Source organism: Peptoniphilus stercorisuis, assembly GCF_017874395.1.
Lineage (GTDB): Bacteria > Bacillota > Clostridia > Tissierellales > Peptoniphilaceae > Anaerosphaera > Anaerosphaera stercorisuis.
This window is the reverse complement of the sequence record NZ_JAGGLJ010000013.1, coordinates 18,285-37,867: the sequence shown is the minus strand read 5'-3', so window position 1 is coordinate 37,867 and position 19,583 is coordinate 18,285. Positions and strand designations below refer to the sequence as shown.

Below are 19,583 nucleotides of genomic sequence, written 5' to 3'. Positions count from 1 at the left end.
ATATTTTTATATATGAAACCTATTATATATATACTATAAGATTTTGTCAATGAATATAGCCTTATATGTTAGATTTTGACAAAGCTATAGGCATTTCTTATAATCTAAATAAAAAAATAAAAAGTAAGGATTTACTTTTTATTTTCATCATCTTTTTTATACTTTTTATAAATCATATCTTTAACAATTAAAAAAGAATCTAAATTTGAAATATTATATTCTCTTTCTAAGTTTTCACATAATAGTTCTATTTTTTTATAATAGTTTTCTATATTCTTAAAATTTTCATAATCTTTAAGTATTGGATATTTATTTTCCCAAACTTTTGACCAATCTATTTCTTTTTCTTCATTTTTTATTTCTTCTTTTTCTTTATTAACTAAAAACTCATAATTAATATTATATAGCGCACATAATGCATTAATAATACTTTCATCTGGGACTACTAAATCTTCCTCCCATTTTATAATATCTTCTTCCTTTGCTCCAATCATATAGGATATTTCCTCTTTTGAATATCCATTTTCTTTTCGCAGTTCAGTTAATTTTTTTCCAAGTGACATAATGCACCTCCTATTTATATTATAACTTAAAATAAAAAGACATCTATATAGATGTCTCTTTCATTTCACTTGGTATATACTTTTCTTCTGCAGCTCTTCCTGCTTCACTTGCAACATACTTAAATAATTCCTCATAAATATTCTTTGCCTTATTATAAAAAATATTTCCTATTTCATTAATTTGAGAAGTTGCATATTCACTTGCAAGTGATTTATCTTTTTTATAAAGACTTACAAACTCTTTATTTTTTAAATCTTGCTCTTTAATTAATTCATCTTGATGATTACTCCAATATTTTCTTATATTGCTTCCATATTTATCACGATTTAGTTCTGCAAGTGTTCCTTGAGCTCTAAATATCCAAAAAGCTTGATTTTCATTAAAATTATGAAATCTATTAGAATAAACTTCAGGCACACTTTTTATATTTGGAAAATAAGGAAGATAAATATTATGCTCTGCATTTCCAAGACATAGCCAAAGTAATCCTGGAGCTTCTCTTGGAAATTCTTCTTTTATTTCTATAATATGACACTCTGCTTGTCTTTCAATTCCAATAGGTCTTACTTCAAAGCCATCAATATTATTAATTGCAAGATTTGCATCTTTTTTTGTATCTTCATATCTATATTTTTGAAGTTCCATTATATCTTTTACAGATACTTTTTCATCTGGTTTAAAGAAAAGTTCAAAGTCATAATCATAGGGACGATTTTTTGATTTTGCTAAAAAGTTTTGTCCTCCCCATAGTCTATCTCTATCATAACTTCCTAAATCATCTGCATAAGTCTTTCTAATTGAAAATTTATCATTTCTAAACTTTAAAAGATTATTTTCTTTAGGCATATTAATTAAATCTTTTGAATATATTGTATTTTCATCATCATCTAAATTTACATAATCAATCATTAGACAATTTGGTATTACTGCAACTACATCTTCAGGTAGTTTTATTGCAATATATTGATGTCCTGATACTATTTCCATATACCAAGATTCTTCTTTATCAGAAATAATAATATTATTACACTCACAAGCTCCATATTCATCTACTATCTTAGCTAAAAATAAAATAGATTCTCTTGCACTTTTACAAGTTGATAAAACAAGACTTGCAATATTTGCCTCTCTTAGTCCTTTTTCAATTAATGAATCAATATTATTTATCTCCTCTTTGCAATAGCTTGAAACTGTTGCAGAAATAGAAAGTCCAAACTCATTAAATCCAACCTCATCATATATTCCATCATCATTATTTCCATCTGAATCTGGAACTGCATAGTATTTATAAAAATGATTTGGCATTTTATATTCAAATCCCGTTATTTTATCAATATATAAATTATTATCCCAAAAAGGTTTTTCATATACTATTACACTTTTTGGATGAGCTGATCCTATATCCTCTGTTCTTGCTATTAATCTTGAACCATTTTTAGATACTTTACTTCCTACATAAGTTCCTGTACAAGCATATACTTTTTTACTTCTAAAAATTATAACTAAATTAATAAGTAATATAATTAAAATACTTTTCAAGCTATCACTCCCTCATTTTTTACTATTATATAATAAATATTAAAAAAAGAAGAGGATTACTCTTCTTTTAATCTATCTAAATATTGGTTTATCCTCTTTTCATATCCATTATTTGTTGGATTATAGTATTTTTTATTTTGAAATTCTAAGGGTAAATATCTCTGTTTTACATAACTATTATTATAATCATGAGGATATTTATATTTTCCTTCACTAGAGTCATAATCTGGTGTATGTGAATCTCTTAAATACATTGGAATTTTACCTATATTTTTATTTCTAATATCATTTATTGCTTCATTAATTCCAAGATATGCTGCATTAGACTTTGGTGCTGATGCAAGATATGTTGTAGCTTGAGCAAGATTTATTCTACATTCTGGAAGTCCTATTATATTTACAGCTTCAAAGGCTGCTGTTGCTATTACAAGTGCCATTGGATCTGCATTTGAAATATCCTCTGATGCTGATATTACAAGTCGCCTTGCTATAAATTTAGGATCTTCTCCTGCTTCTAACATTTTAGCTAAATAATATAGGGCTGCATCTGGATCAGTTCCTCTAATTGATTTAATAAATGCAGAAGCTGTATCATAATGCTCATTACCATTTTTATCATATTGAAGATTTTTAACTTGCAAGCAATCTTCCATTACACTTTCATCTATATAGATTTTACCATCTATACTATCTGTTGAAAGAACTGCTATTTCTAAAGAGTTTAGCATATTTCTTCCATCACCTGATGAATTTCTAAATAAAAACTCCTTAGCTTCTTTAGTTATTTCAATATTATAATTTTTAAAACCAATTTCATCATTAATAGCTTTATTAAGAAGTATTTCCATATCACTAGATTCAAGAGATTTTAATGTAAGTATTTGACATCTTGAAATTAAAGCTTTATTAAGTTCAAAGTATGGATTTTCAGTAGTAGCTCCTATTAAAATAATTATTCCCTTTTCTATAAAAGGAAGAAGTACATCTTGTTGAGATTTATTAAATCTGTGAATTTCATCAATAAATAAAATAGACTCCATATTGTCAAATTTAAGATTGTCCTCTGCAATTTTTAAAACTTCTCTTAATTCCTTTAAATTACTTGTTACTGCTGAAATTTGAATAAATCGTTTTTCTGTTGTATTTGCTATAATTTTTGCAAGAGTAGTCTTTCCCACTCCAGGTGGCCCATAAAATACCATTGAAGATATTCTATCTGATTTAATAACTCTATTTAAATACTTTCCCTCTCCTACTAAATGATGTTGACCTACAAAATCCTCTAGAGTTTTAGGTCTTAATCTATTTGCAAGAGGAGCTGACTTTTTTAAGTTATTTTCCATATTCATAGTAAATAAATCCATATTATCACTTCTTTTGTTTCATAATATCTTCAAGTTCATCAAAGAAACTTTGAACATCTTTAAATTGTCTATATACTGATGCAAATCTAACATAGGAAACTTCATCAAGTTCTTTTAATTCCTTCATTACCATATTACCTATTTCTTCTGAAGTGATTTCTTTTTTTAAAGAATTTTGAAGTTGTTTTTCAATATTATTTGCTGCATTTTCTATATCATCACGACTTACTGGTCTTTTTTCACAAGATTTAATCATTCCATTTATAATCTTATTTCTATTAAAAGCCTGTCTATTGCCATCTTTTTTTACAACCATTATTGGAGTTTCTTCAATTTTTTCATAAGTTGTAAATCTTCCCTTACAATTAATACATTCTCTTCTTCTTCTAATTGTAGCGCCTTCATCTGTTGGTCTTGAATCTACAACCTTTGATTCTTGATATCCACAATAAGGACATTTCATTTTATCACCTCAATAAAAAAGTGCCTCACCAATTGATGAGGTTAACTTCTTTTTTATTTTCTTGTTCTTAAAAATGATGGTATTTTAAGATCTCCATCATCATGGCTTTCTCTTTTAACACTCTTTGGTTGTTCGTTTATTACTTCTTTTTTTGCATAGTTTGATAATCTTGATTTTCCATCTTCTTTATATTGATCAAAATCAGTTGCTATAACAGTTATCTTAACTTGATCTTTTAGTGACTCATCAATACCAGCACCAAAGATAATATTTGCATCTTCATCTACACATTCACGAATTAAATCTGCTGCTTCATTAACTTCAAATATTCCTAGGTCATTACCTGCTGTAATATTTAGAAGTACAGATTTAGCTCCTTGTATTGAAGTTTCTAGTAGAGGAGAATTAATAGCAAGTTTAGCTGCTTCTGTAGCTCTTTCATCGCCTGATGCAAATCCAATACCCATATGAGCAATTCCTTTGTCATACATAATTGTCTTAACATCTGCAAAGTCAAGATTGATTAAACTTGGAACAGAAATTAAATCTGAAATACCTTGAATACCTTGTTTTAGAATATCATCAGCCATTTCAAAAGCTTCTGAGAAACTTGTTTTCTTATCAGATATTGAAAGTAATCTGTCATTTGGAATTATAACTAATGTATCAACTTTATCTTTTAAAGCTGCAATTCCTCTTTCAGCAGATTTAGATCTTTTCATTCCTTCAAAAGTAAATGGTTTAGTAACCACACCAACAGTAAGTAAGCCTAGTTCTTTTGCAACTTCAGCAATAACTGGTGCTGCACCTGTTCCAGTACCTCCACCCATTCCAGCTGTAATGAAAACCATGTCTGCACCTTCAAGTGACTCTCTGATTTCATCCATACTTTCTTCTGCTGATTGCTCTCCTATGTCTGGATTTGCTCCTGCACCAAGACCTTTTGTTATTTTTTCTCCAATTTGGATTTTTGTATCTGCTAAAGAATTTTTAAGTGCCTGTCTATCTGTATTAAATGCTAAAAACTCAACACCTTTTACTCCAGCATTGATCATTCTGTTAACTGCGTTATTTCCTCCGCCACCGACACCTGCAACTTTTATCTTGGCAAATTCATCGTGGTCCATATCAAAATCCAACATAAACACCCTCCTCATATAATAAATTACATTTTTTTCATATTTAAATTCTATATACTACCATTTTATAAATAAACAAGAAAATAGTCAACATATAATGCTTTAATCTTGTTTAAATCTAAATTATAGAAGTATATAATATATTAAATTTAGTTTATCGAATTAATTTCTCATAACTACTATTGGATCTTTTCCCTTTTCCATTTTTATAGAGCTTACACTTTTTCCTGTTTCCTCTATATCTTTTATTATTTGATCTAGCATTTTAAACTTATACTCTAAATCAAAATAAGATCCAAGTTCTATTTTTATTTCATCTTTTGTATATAAATTAGCATAGGATTTTTTCAGTTCTATTAAACTAACTTTTTTGTATATTTCCTCATCTTTAAAGATCATGTTTAATAAGTTTTTCTCTTCACTTTCTTTAATAAATAGAAAATCACCTTTTTTATATTTATTAGTTTTAAGTCCATCAATTACCATTAGCTTTTCATTTTCTTTTTCTAAAATTTCAATTATTCTATAGTCACTATCTATTATAAAATATTCTGCATACCCTTTAATTTGAGCCTTAGGAATTCTTTTTTCTATTTGAATAGTGACTTTTCTATTTGGAGAAAAGGAGATTTTAGCATTTTTTATAGCTGATATATCCTTTAGAGCTTTCACTCTTTTCTTATTAGGAGATGAAAAATAATTTTCACCTTTATTAATCCCTGAAGCTGTTAATATTTGATTTTTAGGAATATTTCCAGCGCCTTTTATTTCAATAGAATTAATATTAAATACTCCAAACTTTATCATAGAAAAAATTACAATAAAAATTAAAACTAAAAAGAAAATAGTTCTTTTTAATATATTTCTTCGTCTTCTAAGCTTTTTATTTTTTAAAATTCTCTCTTGGCTTTTATTCATAAAATCACTCTTATAATTTTTCTATTGTATCTACTAATGTTTTTACTGCATCTACATTTCCAAGTTCTTTTGCATTATTTCCCATTTCATTTCTTAAAATATCATTATTTAAAAGCTCTTCAATTTTTGCATATAGTAAATCTCCTGTTAAATTTTCTTCTAAAATAACATGAGATGCATTTTTTTCCTCATAACTATTTGCATTGTGCACTTGATGATTTCCTGCAGTATATGCCTTTGGTATTAATATACTTGCAAGTCCTATTGCAGATATCTCAGCAAGAGTCATTGCACTTGAGCTTGCTATTACTAAATCACTTACCATTAAAAGATCTGGTATATCATGGGAATAATTTAAAATTTTAACATTTTCTGGAATTTTTACATCTTTTAATTTTTCCATTACATAATCATAATGTGGTTTTCCTGTTATGTGAATAAGTCTATAATCAATTTTTTTATTTGATTTTAATATTTCAATTATAGCTTCATTAGTGGACTCTTGTCCTCCACTTCCACCAAAGGATAAAACTGTCTTTTCATCTAAATTAAATCCTAAGTTTTCAGCAGCTTTTTTCTTATCTATAATTTGAAAATCATCTCTAATTGGATTTCCTGTAAATACGATTTTGTCTGAGTTAAAGTATTTAGTTGCTTCTTTAAAATTAATTGCTATTAAATCAGCTTTTTTAGATAGAAATCTATTAGTTTTTCCTGGATATGCATTTTGTTCTTGAACAATTGTCTTTATATTATGTCTTTGTGCTTGATATACTATTGGAGCACAAACATAACCACCTGTTCCTATTACAAAATCTGGTTTAAATTTTTTTATTATTTTGTTAGATTCTCTAAGTCCTCTTAAAAGTGCAAACCCACTTGTTATAGTTTGTTTGTTAAGAGCACGTCTTGGAAGTCCTTCTACATGAATTGGACTAAAATCAAATCCCGCTTTTTTAACTAATTCCTCTTCTAAACTTCCTTTTTTTCCTACATATAGTATTTCATTGTTCTTATCTCTATTTTTAATTTCAGTAGCTATTGCTAAGGCAGGATATATATGTCCTCCTGTTCCGCCACCTGATAATATATATTTCATTTTCACGCATCCCTTGATATTCTAAGTAAAAGTCCAGCAGCTGCCATAGATACAATTAAAGCTGTACCACCATAGGAAATAAAGGGCAATGTTATTCCTGTTACTGGGAAAAACTTAACACTAACACCTATATTAAATACTGCTTGAATTCCTATAAAAGTTGTAAGACCTACTGCTGTAAATTTATCAAAATAATTTGTAGCTTTATAGGCTATCCTATATCCTCTACATACAAATATAAAGAATAATGTTATTAATAAAATTCCACCAAGTGCACCAAATTCTTCACAAATTATTGCAAAAATAAAGTCATTGTATGCAAAGGGTAAATTTGTATATTTTTGTCTTGAATGAAAAAGCCCAACTCCAGTTTTTCCACCCATTGCTATTGCATATAGGGCTTGAGTTATCTGATAAGTTTCATCTGCATTTTTTTCTGCAGTACCTTTAAAGAAAGACATAACTCTTTCTTTTCTATAGGAAACTGAGAAAACTAAAAGACCTAGTCCTCCACTTGCTATGGCACCCATTATAAGAAATTGATAAAAATAAACTCCTGCAACTAGATACATTGCACCAATTTCAGCTGCAATTACAAATCCTGTTGAAAAGTCTCTTATTAAAATAGGCCCTGCACTTATTCCAATTAATAAAAAAAGAACAATAAAGACTTCTTTTTTGTGAAGTTTTTTGTAATTATCTTCTAATATTTTTGCAATATATAATACTGATGTTACTTTAATAAAATCTGATGGTTGAATTTTCATTCCAATTCCTGGTAATTTTATCCATCTTGCTTGACCGTAATTAGACTTTGCAAGAGGAGTCCAAAGAAGTGCAACAAGTCCAAGAGTCACTAAAAACATCCATGGAGAAAGTTTTTTAACATATTCTCTTTTCATATTTGCAGTAATAACCATTCCAGCAATACCTAAACATAAAAAGAAAGCATGTCTTTTTGCATAGTAATATCCATCATTGAATTTTTTAATACCTTCTGGATAAGAAGCACTAAGTACTGATACAAACCCAAAAGTTAGAAGAAGTATTGTTACAATTAAAAGAGTCAAATCTATTTTTCTTAATTTTTCTCTATAATTTTTCTTCATAATTACTCTCCTAAACTATTTACAAGCTTTCTAAAGTGTTCTCCTCTTACTTCATAAGATGGATACATATCCCAAGATGCACATGCAGGTGATAATAACACAGTATCTTCTTTCTTAGCTAGATTATAAGATAAATCAACTGCTCTATTTAAATCTTTTACAATATAAATATCATATCCCAGTGGTTTTGCTTCTTTTTCTATATTTTCAGCTGTCTCACCTAGTAAAATTAAATGTTTGATTTTTTCTTTTCCAACTTCAAGCATTTTACTATAATCAGCTTTTTTATCATATCCGCCTGCTATTAAAATTAAATTATCATCCATAGCTTTAATTGCCATAATAGTTGAATCAGGATTAGTTCCCTTTGAATCATTATAATATTTAACTTTATTTAGCTCTCTTACAAATTCAATTCTATTTTCTACTCCTAGAAAATTCATAATAGATTCTTTTATAATATCACTATCTATTTTTAAACTCTTTGCAATAGAAATTGCTGCAAGTACATTTTCAACATTGTGCATTCCAGGAATTCTAATATCAGCTAAATTAATAATAAATTCTTCTTTATTATCTAAATCTCTAAAGTAGATTTTATCATTATCTAAATATGCTCCTGATCTATTTATATCTTCTGTTGAAAAATATAATACATTTTTATTAAGTTTTAAATCTCTTAAAAACGCACTATTGTAATTTAAAATTGTAATATCATTATCTTTTTGATTTTTAAATACATTACATTTTGCTTCTCGATAATTTTCTACATTTCCATGCCAATCTAAATGATCAGATGTAACATTTGTAATTGCAGAAATCCTTGGTCTAAAATTTATTGTATCTGCAAGTTGAAAAGAACTTGCCTCTATTACAATATAGTCATTTTCTTCTGCACTAAGTGCAATATCTAAAATACCTACGCCTATATTTCCAACACAATAAGTTTTATTTACACTACTTAATATATTTGTAACTAATGTAGTTGTTGTTGTCTTTCCATTTGTTCCTGTAATTGCTATTAAATTTTTACATTTTGTTATTTCATAGGCAATTTCAATATCAGAAACTATTTTAATATTTTTATCTCTTGCTAAGTTTAATATTTCATTATCTGGATTTATTCCTGGACTTTTTATTATAAAATCAATTTTATCTAAATCTTCATTTTTAAATATTTTAAAATCTATATTAAAATCATCATTATAATTTCCATTTGCATCATATACATAGATATTTGCATTTAACTCATCCATGCATTTAAGTGCAGATTTTCCAGTAACGCCAAATCCAAATATTAATACATTTTTATTTTCGTACATATTTGTCACCTAAAATAATATAAAGTATGAAATTATACATAGAATTAATTCTATTGTATAAAATACAGCTACAACCTTTGTCTCCTTCCATCCCTTTTGCTCAAAGTGGTGATGAAGTGGAGCCATTAAAAATACTCTTTTTCCTCTTGTCTTAAAAGATACTACTTGGATTATTACTGATAGAGTTTCTATAAAATAGATTCCACCAGCTATAGGTAAAATAAGCGGTAAATTCAGTAAAACTGCTACTGCTGATACTGCTCCACCTAATGCTAAAGAACCTGTATCTCCCATAAATACCTTTGCTGGATATCTGTTGAATTTTAAAAATCCTATTAATGATCCTGCTAAAATTATACAGAATATTTCTATACTAGTTCTTTCTAGTTTATGTGCAACTATTGCAAAAAATAAAAGTAGTATAACTGTAACACCACTTGATAATCCATCAAGTCCATCTGTTAAGTTTACTGAGTTTACAGTTCCAACTACTACAAATAGTATAAAAGGAATATAAATTAATCCCATACTTACACTTCTTCCAGAAAAAGGAAGAATTACATTTGTACTTAAATTTTTAGCATTGTATTGATAAACTAAAAGTATAACAGCTGTTAATACTTGAAGTAACAGCTTTTGTTTTGCATTAAGTCCTAAATTTCTCTTTTTTACAACTTTTATATAATCATCAATAAATCCCACAATTCCAAAGGCAAATGTTGAAAATATAAGCATTGCACTTTCCATAGTGAAATTTCTTGATACAAGAGTACATATTAAAAGTGAGGATAGAAAAATTATTCCTCCCATAGTAGGTGTTCCACCTTTTACTAAATGAGTTTGTGGCCCATCCTCCCTAATACTTTGTCCTGCCTTTAACTTTTTAAGCATTGGTATAATCAAGTTTCCTAAAATTGCTGATATAATTACAGCAACTATTATATATACCAGATTTTTATAATTTTCCATTTATAATCCCCACTTCAGTTATTAATTTTTATCTTCTTTTTTGTTGTCTTTTTTATCCTTAGAATCTTTGGAATCCTTAGAATTTTTAGAATCTAATTTAGTTTCATCATCTTCATTATCTTCTTCATCAGAATCTTTATTTTCTTTATTTAGTTCTGATTCCATAGTTAATTTAATAAGAGTATCTTCACTTACTTTTGATCCTGCTTCTGGATATTGAGATACTACCTTTCCAGTACCATAGATATTATACTCTAAATTAAAGCCTTTTAAAATAGACTCAACTTCTTTTTCTTGTTTACCAACTAAAATTGGCATTGTTTTTTTATCCTTAGTATTATTATCTATATGAAGATCAACAATACTTCCCTCTTCTACATAAGTTCCTGCACTTGGAGATTGCTTTGTAACTACTGCATTATTAGAAATATCATCAGAAAATGCATTAAATTTAATTCCACTATCTACTATTAACTTTCCTGCATCAGATAATAGACGATTTTTTACATTTGGAACTAGCACTAAATTGTCCTTATCAGATTTTTGTTCTTTTTCAGTTTTTGGAATTTTTAAATATTCTAAAGTTTTTTGCAATACTTCTTGAGCTGCTGGTGTTGCTACAGTTGAACCATAAGCTGTTCCCTTAGGTCTTTTTACAACTACAAGAATAGTTATTTTTGGATCCTTTAAAGGAGCTACTCCAACAAAAGAAGATATATAAGCATTTTCATATCCACTTTTCTTAGAAACAATATTTGCAGTACCAGTTTTTCCACCTACTGTATATCCTGGTATTTGTGCTCTTTTTCCTGTACCATCACTAACTACTTTTCCCATTAAGTGTTTCATAGTATCAGATGTTTCATCTGATATTACTTTTCTCTTTGGAACTGACTTTTTCTTTTCAATTATATTTCCATTACTATCTTCAAGTCTTGAAACTACTCTTGGAGTATTTAAATAACCTTTATTTGCAATAGCTGAAACTGCATTTATAAGTTGAATTGGAGTTACTGCAATACCATGACCATAACTCATTGTTGCAAGCCTTGCTGTTCCTATTGAATCTGCAGAAGCAGGAATTTGTCCATTTGCCTCTGCTGGAAGATCTATTCCTGTTGGGGTTCCAAAACCAAAGGCTTTAATATATTTATACATTTTTTCTGTCCCAAGTTCTCTTCCTATTTTTACAAGAGCTATATTACAACTTTCCATAAGTGCTTCTTCTACAGTTCTAGGTCCTCTATTTTGTGATGTACATCCAATTTTTACACCAGGTATTTCTGTATAAACTCCATTACATATATAAGTTTTATTTAAATTAGTAGTTGCTTCTTCTAAAGCTGCTGCAGTTGTTATAACTTTAAATGTTGATCCTGGTTCATACTGTTCATTTATACTGAAATTTCGCCAGTTATTAAACCATTCTTCTGTCTTTTCTTCTTGAGATAATTTATCCCAATTTTCCTTTTGATATTCTGTTACAGGATCTTTTGGATTATTTAGATCATATGCTTCATTATTAGCCATTGCAAGTATCTCACCATTTTTAGTGTCTTGAACTATAATACTTACACTTTCTGCACTATGTTCTTCTCTTGTTTTAAGAGCTGCATCTTCTGCAAATTGTTGAATATTTTCATCAAGAGTTAAAACTGTTGAATATCCCTCTTTTGGAGCATAGTTTTCTTCCTCAGTAAGTGGAATTTGAACATGAGAATTATTCTTTATAGAAACACTTTTTCCTGGCATTCCTGATAGTTCTCTATCATAACTTGACTCAACTCCATAGACTCCTGTTGATTCATCATTTGCAAATCCTATTATATGAGCTGCTAAATTATTATATGGATAAAATCTCTTTGTAACATCATCTACTGAAACTCTTAGTATACTTAATTCTTTTATTTTTAAGGCTTTTTCCCTACTTACATTTGATGCAATTTTAACTTGTTTTTTTCCTTTTAAAAGCTGAAGTATTTCTTTATAGTCAATTTCTAATACATCAGCTATTTTTTTTGCATCTTCTTTAGTTGTCTTTTTCTTATCTTCATTAAAATCTGCCTTAGATTTATATTTCTTTTCATCAAAGGCAGCCATATTATAAAAGATATTTGCACGTGTTACATTTACCGCTAGTTCTTTTTTATTTCTGTCATAAATAACACCTCTATCTGCTGATAGAGTTTCTGTTCTTGTAAGTTGATTTAAGGCTTTTCTAGTTAACTCTTCACCTTGAACAACATTTATATATATTAGTTTTACTGTTATAAGAAAAAATAAAAGAGCCAAAAGAAACAATAAGGCTAAGACTTTAAAATTAGATTTTGCTTTTAAAGTCCATCTTTTTTTGTTCTTTTTAGGCTCTTTAGTCCTTCGTTTTTTATTCATAATTCCTCCTAAACCTTTATAATTATTCTTTAGTAAAGGATTTAAGCACTGAAATAATTGGACTTAAGAATACATTATTGTTTACATCCTTCTTCAATTCATTTTTAGAAACATCAACATAAACTATTTGATCTTCCTTAGGATATACCATCCCTAATTTATACATAGCTTCATCTTGTATTTCTGACGAGCTTTTTATTCCTTTTATATCTCCCTCAAGAGATTCCTTTGTCTTCTTAAGTTCTTTTAACTCTTTTTGTTGAGCAATAATCTGTTTATCTAAACTAGATAATTGCGCATATAGTAAAGTTGAACCTAAGGATATTATAATAACAATGACAAGACTTATGTACAAGGGTGCTTTTTTATTTAAATTTAATCTTTTCTTTATTTTTTTCTTCCCAGTGCTTGTACGCTTTTTATTAATTTCTTTGTGATTCTTTGCCATTGGACACCTCTACAACTTTTCGGCTACTCTAAGTTTGGCACTATGTGCTCTATTATTATCTTTCAACTCTTCTTCAGTCGCAGTTACAGGTTTTCTTGTAATTATATTTATTTCTCTTTTCTTGTCACATATACATATTGGTGCATTGTCAGGACAAATACAATCTTTAAAATAATATTTAAATGTCTCTTTAACAATTCTATCCTCTAGTGAATGAAAAGATATAATTGCAATTCTTCCTCCTGGATTTAGTCTGTCTATCATCTTACCTAAAGTATTTTCTAAGACTCCAAGTTCATTATTAGTCTCAATTCTTAAGGCTTGAAATGTTTTTTTTGCTGGATGGCCCTTCTTTCTTCTTGCTGATGCAGGTATTGCTTTTTTTATTACTTCAACTAATTCAAATGTAGTGTCTATAGGCTTAATTTCTCTTTCTTTAACTATAAATTCAGCAATTCTTGATGCCCATTTTTCCTCTGAATATTTTTTCATTATATTAGTTAAATCATCCTTGGAATATCCATTTACAATATCCCACGCACTAAAATCTTTTGAAGTGTCCATTCTCATATCAAGACGTGCATCAAAATTATAAGAAAATCCTCTTTCCCCTTCATCAAATTGATGTGAAGAAACTCCTAAGTCAAGAAGAATTCCGTCTACTTTATCTATTTTTAATTTATCTAAAATTTCATCAAAATCTCTATAATTAGACTTAAATAGTTTAAAATTATTATTAATCTCACTAAGTACTTTTTCAGATTTCTCTAGAGCATTGTCGTCTTGATCTATTCCTATTAAAAGTCCTGTTCCATTTAGTCGTCTAAGTATTTCAGAAGAGTGTCCTGCTCCACCTATTGTCCCGTCTAAATAGACTTTGCCATCTCTTATATTTAAACCATCTATTGTTTCATCAAATAATACAGATTTGTGATAAAATTCCATTCTTTATATCCCCAATTCGGCCATTTGTTCAGCCATCTCCTCATAGGAAAGTCCCTCTTCATTATTGTAGTCATTCCAAGATGAACTACTCCAAATTTCAGCACGAGTACTTACTCCTATTATAACCGCTTCTTTATCAATTTCTATAAGTGCATGACTTCTTAAGTTTTGTGGTATTAGAACCCTTCCCTGTTTGTCAATATTTGCATCTGTTGCTCCTGAGAAAAAGGTTCTAACGAAAGATCTTACGTTTTTATTAGTCATTGGTAGAGATTTTAATTTTTCTTCTATTTTCATCCATTCAGATCTTGGATATACAAATAAACAATTATCAAGACCTTTAGTCATAACAAAACCATCAGACAAGTCTTCCCTAAACTTAGATGGAATAGTTATTCTTCCTTTTGAATCTATAGAATGTTTGAATTCTCCGATTAACATAATTATCTCTCACTTTGTACCACTTTAAACCACATTCATCCACTTAAATCTATTTTACAACATTTATGACTTATCTTCCACATTTATTCATGAAAAAAATATTTAGGGACTATAGTCCCAACCCTTAAAAAATAAAGGACTAAATAGTTTTCCCTTTAGTCCTTTGTTTTTTGTAATTTATTTAACTGTATCTGCTATAAAGTAAAAATCAGACCCTTTTCCTAGCTGTGAATTAACTCCATATTCAAAATTATGAAGTTCTAATATATTTTTTACAATATAAAGTCCAAGCCCTGTTCCTACACTTGGTCTTGTGTGATTGTCACGAACTCTATAAAATCTTTCCCAAATATCTTCTAATTCATCTTCTTTTATTCCAATTCCCTTATCAATACAATCAAATCTAACTTTATTATCTTTTTCTTCAATTTTAATAGTTATTATTTTTTCAGCTTTTGAATAGTTAATTGCATTATTTATTAAATTATAAATTACTTGTTCTAGTTTTTTCTCATCTCCTAGTACAATACAATCTCCCTTAAAGTCTAAATTAAATACATAACCATCTTTTTCTTTTTGAAATTCAAACCTATTTACAATTTTTGCAGTAGTGTTTTTTAAATCTACTGGTATAAAATTAATCTCTTCTAAATTTGATTCCATTTTTGATAAATCTAAAAGATCATTTACAAGAGTAGTTAAATTATCTGACTCTCTTATAATAGTTTCTATATGTTCATTTCTTTTTTCTTCATTATTTCCAGAAATATCTCTTATCATCTCACCATAGGACTTAATTACTGTAAGTGGCGTTTTTAAATCATGAGATACATTTGCTATTAAATCTTTTCTCATCTCAATAGTCTTAGTAAGTTCAGTTGTTGCATAATTTAAAGTATCTGCAAGGTCATCAATTTCTGTATAATCACCTTTTCTAAAAGATATATCATAATTACCACTTCCAAGTTTTTTTGCAGTTTTCGACATATCTACAAGTGGTTTAGATAGTCTTTTAGACATAAAATATGATAAAACAACAGAAACTCCAAGAGACAATATCGATACAATTATAAGCATTTTTTTAAGTATATCTATAGTTGAATCTACTGGATCTAAAGATGTCTTTATTGTTATATAATATTTAACATCATCAGTAAGTCCTAAATATCCTGCATAAACTAATGTGGGATTTTCAAGATTTGGAAATTTAACTACAAAGACTCTATATTTTTCTTTTCCATTTATTATACTTGAGAAAAACTCATTAAAAGTTTGTTCATCCATAACTTTAGGTTTAAATAGAGCCTCAACCCAGTTAAAGGGATATATTAAATGTCCTTCTTCATCAATAACTTCAATATTCATTCCCTTTTTCTGAGAATAATTTAAAATTTGATATTCAAAATCAGGACTATTATATTCACTTCTTAAATAGTTACCTATTTTAGTAACTTCTCTAATTTTCATAGATTCATAAAAATTATTTAAAAATACAATTTGAAGTAGCCAAAGAGCTATTAATATAATTGCTGCAAATCCTGAAAAATATTTCCAGAATTTAAACATTATACTATTTCTATCAACTTTTATTAATTTATCCTCTTGTGTCAAATTTATAACCTATTCCTCTTACTGTAACTATAAATTTTCTATATTGCTTTATTGAATTTCTAAGCATTTTTATATGAGTATCTACAGTTCTATCATCACCATAAAAATCATATCCCCAAACCTTATTTAAAAGTTTGTCCCTTGACAAAGCAATATTTTCATTTGTTGCTAAAAATACAAGAAGATCATATTCCTTTGGTGTCATATCAACTTTAGCGCCATCTACAAATACAACTCTTCCATCTAAATCAATTGATAGTCCTTCAAATTCAAGTATTTCATTTTCCACTGTTTTTTGATGTCTTTTTACTATTACATTAAGTCTTGCCATTAACTCCTTAGGAGAAAAAGGCTTTACAACATAATCATCTATACCTATTTCAAATCCAAATAATTTATCATATTCCTCACCACGTGCTGACAACATTAAAACTGGAATTTCTTTATTCTTTTTAATCTCTTTATATGATGAAAAACCATCAAGTCTTGGCATCATAACATCCATTACAATTACATCAAAATCTTGTTCTTTGCACATTTCAATAGCTTCAAGACCATCAGATGCTTCAAAGACACTATGACCTTCAAACTCTGCATAAGTTCTAATTACTTCTCTAATTTTCGCCTCATCATCTACAACTAATATTTTAAACAATGTCTTCCTCCTATTTAAAATTCATCTAATTAATACTAATATAGCTTTGTGAATACAAGATGAAATTATATTAACTAAATTAATTTTTAAAGGTTTCCTTTAAGCCCACACTCTTCTGCTCTTTCTTGAAGTCCCTTTATAGTTTCTTCAAATATTATATTTTTATCTATTTCAAGCATATCTATTCCATTTAAAATAATATCTCTATCACAGCCTGCTGCAAATTTTTTATCTTTGAATTTTTTATTAAGAGATTTTAATTTTAAATCAAGTACAGACTTACTAGGTCTTAAAAGGCAAGCTGCATTTATTATTCCTGTAAGTTCATCTATTGTATAAAGTGTCTTTTCCATTAGAGATTCTGGTTTAACATCAACACATGAGTCCCATCCATGAGAAATAATAGCTCTTATATATTCCTCTGGCCAATTATTTTCTTCTAATATTTCCTTTGTTTTTATACAATGCTCCTCTGGGTATTTTTCATAGTCTAAATCATGACATAAACCTACTATGCCCCATTTTTCCACATCTTCACCAAAATATGAAGCAAAATGCATCATTGCAGCCTCAACTTGCTTTGCATGTTGAATTAACGCTTCACTTTCATTATATTCAAGTAATAATTCTAAAGCTTCTTCTCTTGTAGGTTTCATAACACACTCTCCTATACTTTTTATTTAATTATACTACAAACTTAAAATTATTAATAATTTTATAATACTAATCAATAATTAGAGCACTTTTTGGGAATAAATAAAATAATCTAAAAGAAAGGAATAATTGAAATGGAAGGTAAAGTTTTTAAAGATAAAGCTGTTTTAAGAATTGATAAAGGCGAAGAAGTAATTGAATCAGTTTTAAAATTTGCAGAAAAAGAGAATATTAAACTTGGAAGTATTACTGGTATTGGCGCATCTGATGATATTGTAGTTGGATTATTTAATACAGATACAAAGAAGTATGAACATAATACTTATAATAATGACTACTACGAAGTTACTAATTTTTCTGGAAATCTTACAATGCTAGGAGATAAACACTATGCTCATATGCATATTACATTTTCAGATGGAAATCAAAAAACTTTTGGAGGACATCTTGATAAATGTGTAATTAGTGGAGCTTGTGAATTATTTATTGATATTGTAGATGGAAATATTAATAGACAAAAAGATGAAAATGTTGGACTTAATGTTTTAAAATTCTAAAAAAGACTCCCATGGGAGTCTTTTAATTTTCAAAAAATTTTATTAAATCATCATAGATAATATCCTTATTATTAATATAAGATGAGTGATCATAACCTATCATTTTTTTATGATATGCCTTTGGAAGAGCTTTTTTTAATTTATCATAAAGTGAGTCTTTAAATAAATCATAATCTCCATAAAAAAACATCACATCTTTATCTATAGTAGATAGTTCCTCTAGATTTATATTTGGTTCATTTAGCATTAAAATTTCTAAAGGATTATTTGAATTTTTAAATTTTTCAAGCATTATACTATATATTTTATCCTTAAAATCTCTAGGCGATAAATTAATACCAAGAAGTGCCATCTTATTAAAAGTATCTTTATACTTAATCTCAATCATTGAAGATACAATAGCTCCATCTGAAAATCCTATAACATTAGGTTTTTTTATATTTAATTTTTTAATAAATTCATAAATATCTTCTCTCATATCTTCATAGGATATTTCCTTAGTTGAAGAACTTTTACCATGGTTTCTACTATCTATTAAATATATTTCATAATGTGCTTTTAATTTTTTAGCTAATTTTTTAAAAATTTCTAAACTCTCTCCATTGCCATGAAGCATTATTAATGGATATCCCTGCCCTAATTTTTCATAATTTAAACTTATCCCATTTACTTCTATTATCATTTATGTCTCCTTCATAAAAAAATTCTAACAAGTCTTTATATATTATATCTTCATTATTTATATAACTACTGTGATTATGACCTGTAATAGTTAAAAATTTTGCATCTTTACATGACTTTTTAATTTTTTCGTACATTTCCTCTTTAAAAATATCATTTTCAGCTTTTACAAATAACATTTTAGCTTTTATTTTAGAAAGTTCTTCCGCTGTTATATTTGGTTCATTTAACATCAATTTAATTTTCTTTGATTTTATAATCTTACTTAATATTTTAGTTTTAATATATTCTTTGTGAAGAATATCCCTTGGAGATAAATTAATTCCTAATAGAGCCATTTTATTAAAAGTTTTTGGATATTTTATCTCTGTAATTGTAGCAACTATTGCTCCATCTGAAAAACCTATTATATTTGGATTTTCTAAATTTAACTTTTCTACAAAATTTTTCACATCATCAGCCATAATTTCATAGGAAAACTCTTCTGAATAATCACTTTTACCATGATTTCTACTATCTATTAAATAAATTGTAAAATATCTTTTTAATTTTCTTGCAAGTTTTTTATAAATTTTTAGACTCTGATTATTTCCATGAAGCATTATTAATGGATATCCTTGTCCTATTTTTTCATAGTTTAAATTTATTCCATTTATTTTAATCTTCATAATATTATCTCCCAATTTAAAAATCCACTCACAAGAGTGGACTTTT

General features: G+C 27.7%; 20 protein-coding genes. 1 reads left to right on the top strand and 19 read right to left on the bottom strand.

What is annotated here, in order from left to right; translation table 11 throughout:
* Window positions 1-131: 131 nt before the first annotated feature.
* The 17 genes from J2Z71_RS06885 to J2Z71_RS06805 form a co-directional block, all read right to left on the bottom strand.
* Window positions 132-563 (bottom strand): helix-turn-helix domain-containing protein, encoded by a 432-nt coding sequence (locus J2Z71_RS06885; RefSeq protein WP_210061406.1) that lies wholly within the window; start codon window positions 561-563, stop codon window positions 132-134.
* Window positions 564-606: 43 nt separating this feature from the next.
* Complete coding sequence (locus tag J2Z71_RS06880; RefSeq protein WP_210061403.1) at window positions 607-2,103, bottom strand: C69 family dipeptidase; 1,497 nt, start codon at window positions 2,101-2,103, stop codon at window positions 607-609.
* Between the two features lie 56 nt (window positions 2,104-2,159).
* Entirely contained in the window at window positions 2,160-3,467 is a 1,308-nt protein-coding gene (locus J2Z71_RS06875; RefSeq protein WP_210061393.1) for a replication-associated recombination protein A, read from the bottom strand.
* 4 nt (window positions 3,468-3,471) lie between these two features.
* A complete protein-coding gene (gene nrdR / locus J2Z71_RS06870; protein ID WP_210061391.1) occupies window positions 3,472-3,930 on the bottom strand; it encodes a transcriptional regulator NrdR in 459 nt (152 codons plus the stop codon).
* A 53-nt stretch (window positions 3,931-3,983) separates the two neighbouring features.
* Window positions 3,984-5,072 (bottom strand): cell division protein FtsZ, encoded by a 1,089-nt coding sequence (ftsZ, locus tag J2Z71_RS06865; protein ID WP_210061390.1) that lies wholly within the window; start codon window positions 5,070-5,072, stop codon window positions 3,984-3,986.
* 159 nt (window positions 5,073-5,231) lie between these two features.
* On the bottom strand, window positions 5,232-5,987 hold the full coding sequence (locus tag J2Z71_RS06860; RefSeq protein ID WP_210061389.1) for a cell division protein FtsQ/DivIB: 756 nt from the start codon (window positions 5,985-5,987) through the stop codon (window positions 5,232-5,234).
* 10 nt (window positions 5,988-5,997) lie between these two features.
* The gene (gene murG, locus J2Z71_RS06855; RefSeq protein ID WP_210061388.1) at window positions 5,998-7,086 is read right to left on the bottom strand and encodes an undecaprenyldiphospho-muramoylpentapeptide beta-N-acetylglucosaminyltransferase; all 1,089 of its coding nucleotides are present in this window, start codon (window positions 7,084-7,086) and stop codon (window positions 5,998-6,000) included.
* A 2-nt stretch (window positions 7,087-7,088) separates the two neighbouring features.
* Window positions 7,089-8,195, bottom strand: coding sequence for an FtsW/RodA/SpoVE family cell cycle protein (locus J2Z71_RS06850; RefSeq protein ID WP_210061387.1), 1,107 nt, complete (start codon window positions 8,193-8,195; stop codon window positions 7,089-7,091).
* Window positions 8,196-8,197: 2 nt separating this feature from the next.
* Window positions 8,198-9,517, bottom strand: a complete 1,320-nt coding sequence (murD, locus tag J2Z71_RS06845; RefSeq protein ID WP_210061386.1) for a UDP-N-acetylmuramoyl-L-alanine--D-glutamate ligase — start codon at window positions 9,515-9,517, stop codon at window positions 8,198-8,200.
* Between the two features lie 9 nt (window positions 9,518-9,526).
* A complete protein-coding gene (mraY, locus tag J2Z71_RS06840; protein ID WP_210061385.1) occupies window positions 9,527-10,486 on the bottom strand; it encodes a phospho-N-acetylmuramoyl-pentapeptide-transferase in 960 nt (319 codons plus the stop codon).
* Window positions 10,487-10,507: 21 nt separating this feature from the next.
* A complete protein-coding gene (locus tag J2Z71_RS06835) occupies window positions 10,508-12,877 on the bottom strand; it encodes a penicillin-binding transpeptidase domain-containing protein (protein ID WP_210061384.1) in 2,370 nt (789 codons plus the stop codon).
* Between the two features lie 22 nt (window positions 12,878-12,899).
* Complete coding sequence (locus J2Z71_RS06830) at window positions 12,900-13,325, bottom strand: septum formation initiator family protein (RefSeq protein ID WP_210061380.1); 426 nt, start codon at window positions 13,323-13,325, stop codon at window positions 12,900-12,902.
* 9 nt (window positions 13,326-13,334) lie between these two features.
* The gene (gene rsmH, locus J2Z71_RS06825) at window positions 13,335-14,270 is read right to left on the bottom strand and encodes a 16S rRNA (cytosine(1402)-N(4))-methyltransferase RsmH (RefSeq protein WP_210061379.1); all 936 of its coding nucleotides are present in this window, start codon (window positions 14,268-14,270) and stop codon (window positions 13,335-13,337) included.
* A gap of 3 nt (window positions 14,271-14,273) precedes the next feature.
* Window positions 14,274-14,711, bottom strand: a complete 438-nt coding sequence (gene mraZ / locus J2Z71_RS06820) for a division/cell wall cluster transcriptional repressor MraZ (protein WP_210061376.1) — start codon at window positions 14,709-14,711, stop codon at window positions 14,274-14,276.
* A gap of 177 nt (window positions 14,712-14,888) precedes the next feature.
* On the bottom strand, window positions 14,889-16,322 hold the full coding sequence (locus J2Z71_RS06815; protein ID WP_342590810.1) for a sensor histidine kinase: 1,434 nt from the start codon (window positions 16,320-16,322) through the stop codon (window positions 14,889-14,891).
* On the bottom strand, window positions 16,306-16,977 hold the full coding sequence (locus J2Z71_RS06810) for a response regulator transcription factor (RefSeq protein WP_210061374.1): 672 nt from the start codon (window positions 16,975-16,977) through the stop codon (window positions 16,306-16,308). Before J2Z71_RS06810 ends, J2Z71_RS06815 begins: the two co-directional genes overlap by 17 nt.
* An 86-nt stretch (window positions 16,978-17,063) precedes the next feature.
* Window positions 17,064-17,633: an HDIG domain-containing metalloprotein gene (locus tag J2Z71_RS06805; protein WP_210061372.1), complete on the bottom strand. Its 570-nt coding sequence runs from the start codon at window positions 17,631-17,633 to the stop codon at window positions 17,064-17,066.
* A gap of 132 nt (window positions 17,634-17,765) precedes the next feature.
* Here J2Z71_RS06805 and J2Z71_RS06800 point away from each other — a divergent pair, with 132 nt between their 5' ends.
* Window positions 17,766-18,188: a PPC domain-containing DNA-binding protein gene (locus J2Z71_RS06800; protein WP_210061369.1), complete on the top strand. Its 423-nt coding sequence runs from the start codon at window positions 17,766-17,768 to the stop codon at window positions 18,186-18,188.
* A 22-nt stretch (window positions 18,189-18,210) separates the two neighbouring features.
* Here J2Z71_RS06800 and J2Z71_RS06795 read toward each other — a convergent pair whose 3' ends face one another.
* Window positions 18,211-18,870 carry an alpha/beta fold hydrolase gene (locus J2Z71_RS06795; protein ID WP_210061367.1) on the bottom strand — a complete coding sequence of 220 codons (660 nt, stop codon included), beginning with the start codon at window positions 18,868-18,870 and terminating at the stop codon, window positions 18,211-18,213.
* On the bottom strand, window positions 18,833-19,537 hold the full coding sequence (locus J2Z71_RS06790; protein WP_210061365.1) for an alpha/beta fold hydrolase: 705 nt from the start codon (window positions 19,535-19,537) through the stop codon (window positions 18,833-18,835). Before J2Z71_RS06790 ends, J2Z71_RS06795 begins: the two co-directional genes overlap by 38 nt.
* Window positions 19,538-19,583 lie beyond the last annotated feature (46 nt).

What these genes read in the sequence shown, in the direction of transcription:
- mraY (WP_210061385.1), bottom strand. Translation starts at nt 10,486, where the DNA reads ATGGAAAATTATAAAAATCTGGTATATATAATAGTTGCTGTAATTATA.
- J2Z71_RS06805 (WP_210061372.1), bottom strand. Translation starts at nt 17,633, where the DNA reads ATGAAACCTACAAGAGAAGAAGCTTTAGAATTATTACTTGAATATAAT.
- mraZ (WP_210061376.1), bottom strand. Translation starts at nt 14,711, where the DNA reads ATGTTAATCGGAGAATTCAAACATTCTATAGATTCAAAAGGAAGAATA.
- J2Z71_RS06850 (WP_210061387.1), bottom strand. Translation starts at nt 8,195, where the DNA reads ATGAAGAAAAATTATAGAGAAAAATTAAGAAAAATAGATTTGACTCTT.
- J2Z71_RS06835 (WP_210061384.1), bottom strand. Translation starts at nt 12,877, where the DNA reads ATGAATAAAAAACGAAGGACTAAAGAGCCTAAAAAGAACAAAAAAAGA.
- rsmH (WP_210061379.1), bottom strand. Translation starts at nt 14,270, where the DNA reads ATGGAATTTTATCACAAATCTGTATTATTTGATGAAACAATAGATGGT.
- murD (WP_210061386.1), bottom strand. Translation starts at nt 9,517, where the DNA reads ATGTACGAAAATAAAAATGTATTAATATTTGGATTTGGCGTTACTGGA.
- J2Z71_RS06860 (WP_210061389.1), bottom strand. Translation starts at nt 5,987, where the DNA reads ATGAATAAAAGCCAAGAGAGAATTTTAAAAAATAAAAAGCTTAGAAGA.
- J2Z71_RS06875 (WP_210061393.1), bottom strand. Translation starts at nt 3,467, where the DNA reads ATGGATTTATTTACTATGAATATGGAAAATAACTTAAAAAAGTCAGCT.
- J2Z71_RS06885 (WP_210061406.1), bottom strand. Translation starts at nt 563, where the DNA reads ATGTCACTTGGAAAAAAATTAACTGAACTGCGAAAAGAAAATGGATAT.
- murG (WP_210061388.1), bottom strand. Translation starts at nt 7,086, where the DNA reads ATGAAATATATATTATCAGGTGGCGGAACAGGAGGACATATATATCCT.
- J2Z71_RS06800 (WP_210061369.1), top strand. Translation starts at nt 17,766, where the DNA reads ATGGAAGGTAAAGTTTTTAAAGATAAAGCTGTTTTAAGAATTGATAAA.
- ftsZ (WP_210061390.1), bottom strand. Translation starts at nt 5,072, where the DNA reads ATGTTGGATTTTGATATGGACCACGATGAATTTGCCAAGATAAAAGTT.
- J2Z71_RS06795 (WP_210061367.1), bottom strand. Translation starts at nt 18,870, where the DNA reads ATGATAATAGAAGTAAATGGGATAAGTTTAAATTATGAAAAATTAGGG.
- nrdR (WP_210061391.1), bottom strand. Translation starts at nt 3,930, where the DNA reads ATGAAATGTCCTTATTGTGGATATCAAGAATCAAAGGTTGTAGATTCA.
- J2Z71_RS06790 (WP_210061365.1), bottom strand. Translation starts at nt 19,537, where the DNA reads ATGAAGATTAAAATAAATGGAATAAATTTAAACTATGAAAAAATAGGA.
- J2Z71_RS06830 (WP_210061380.1), bottom strand. Translation starts at nt 13,325, where the DNA reads ATGGCAAAGAATCACAAAGAAATTAATAAAAAGCGTACAAGCACTGGG.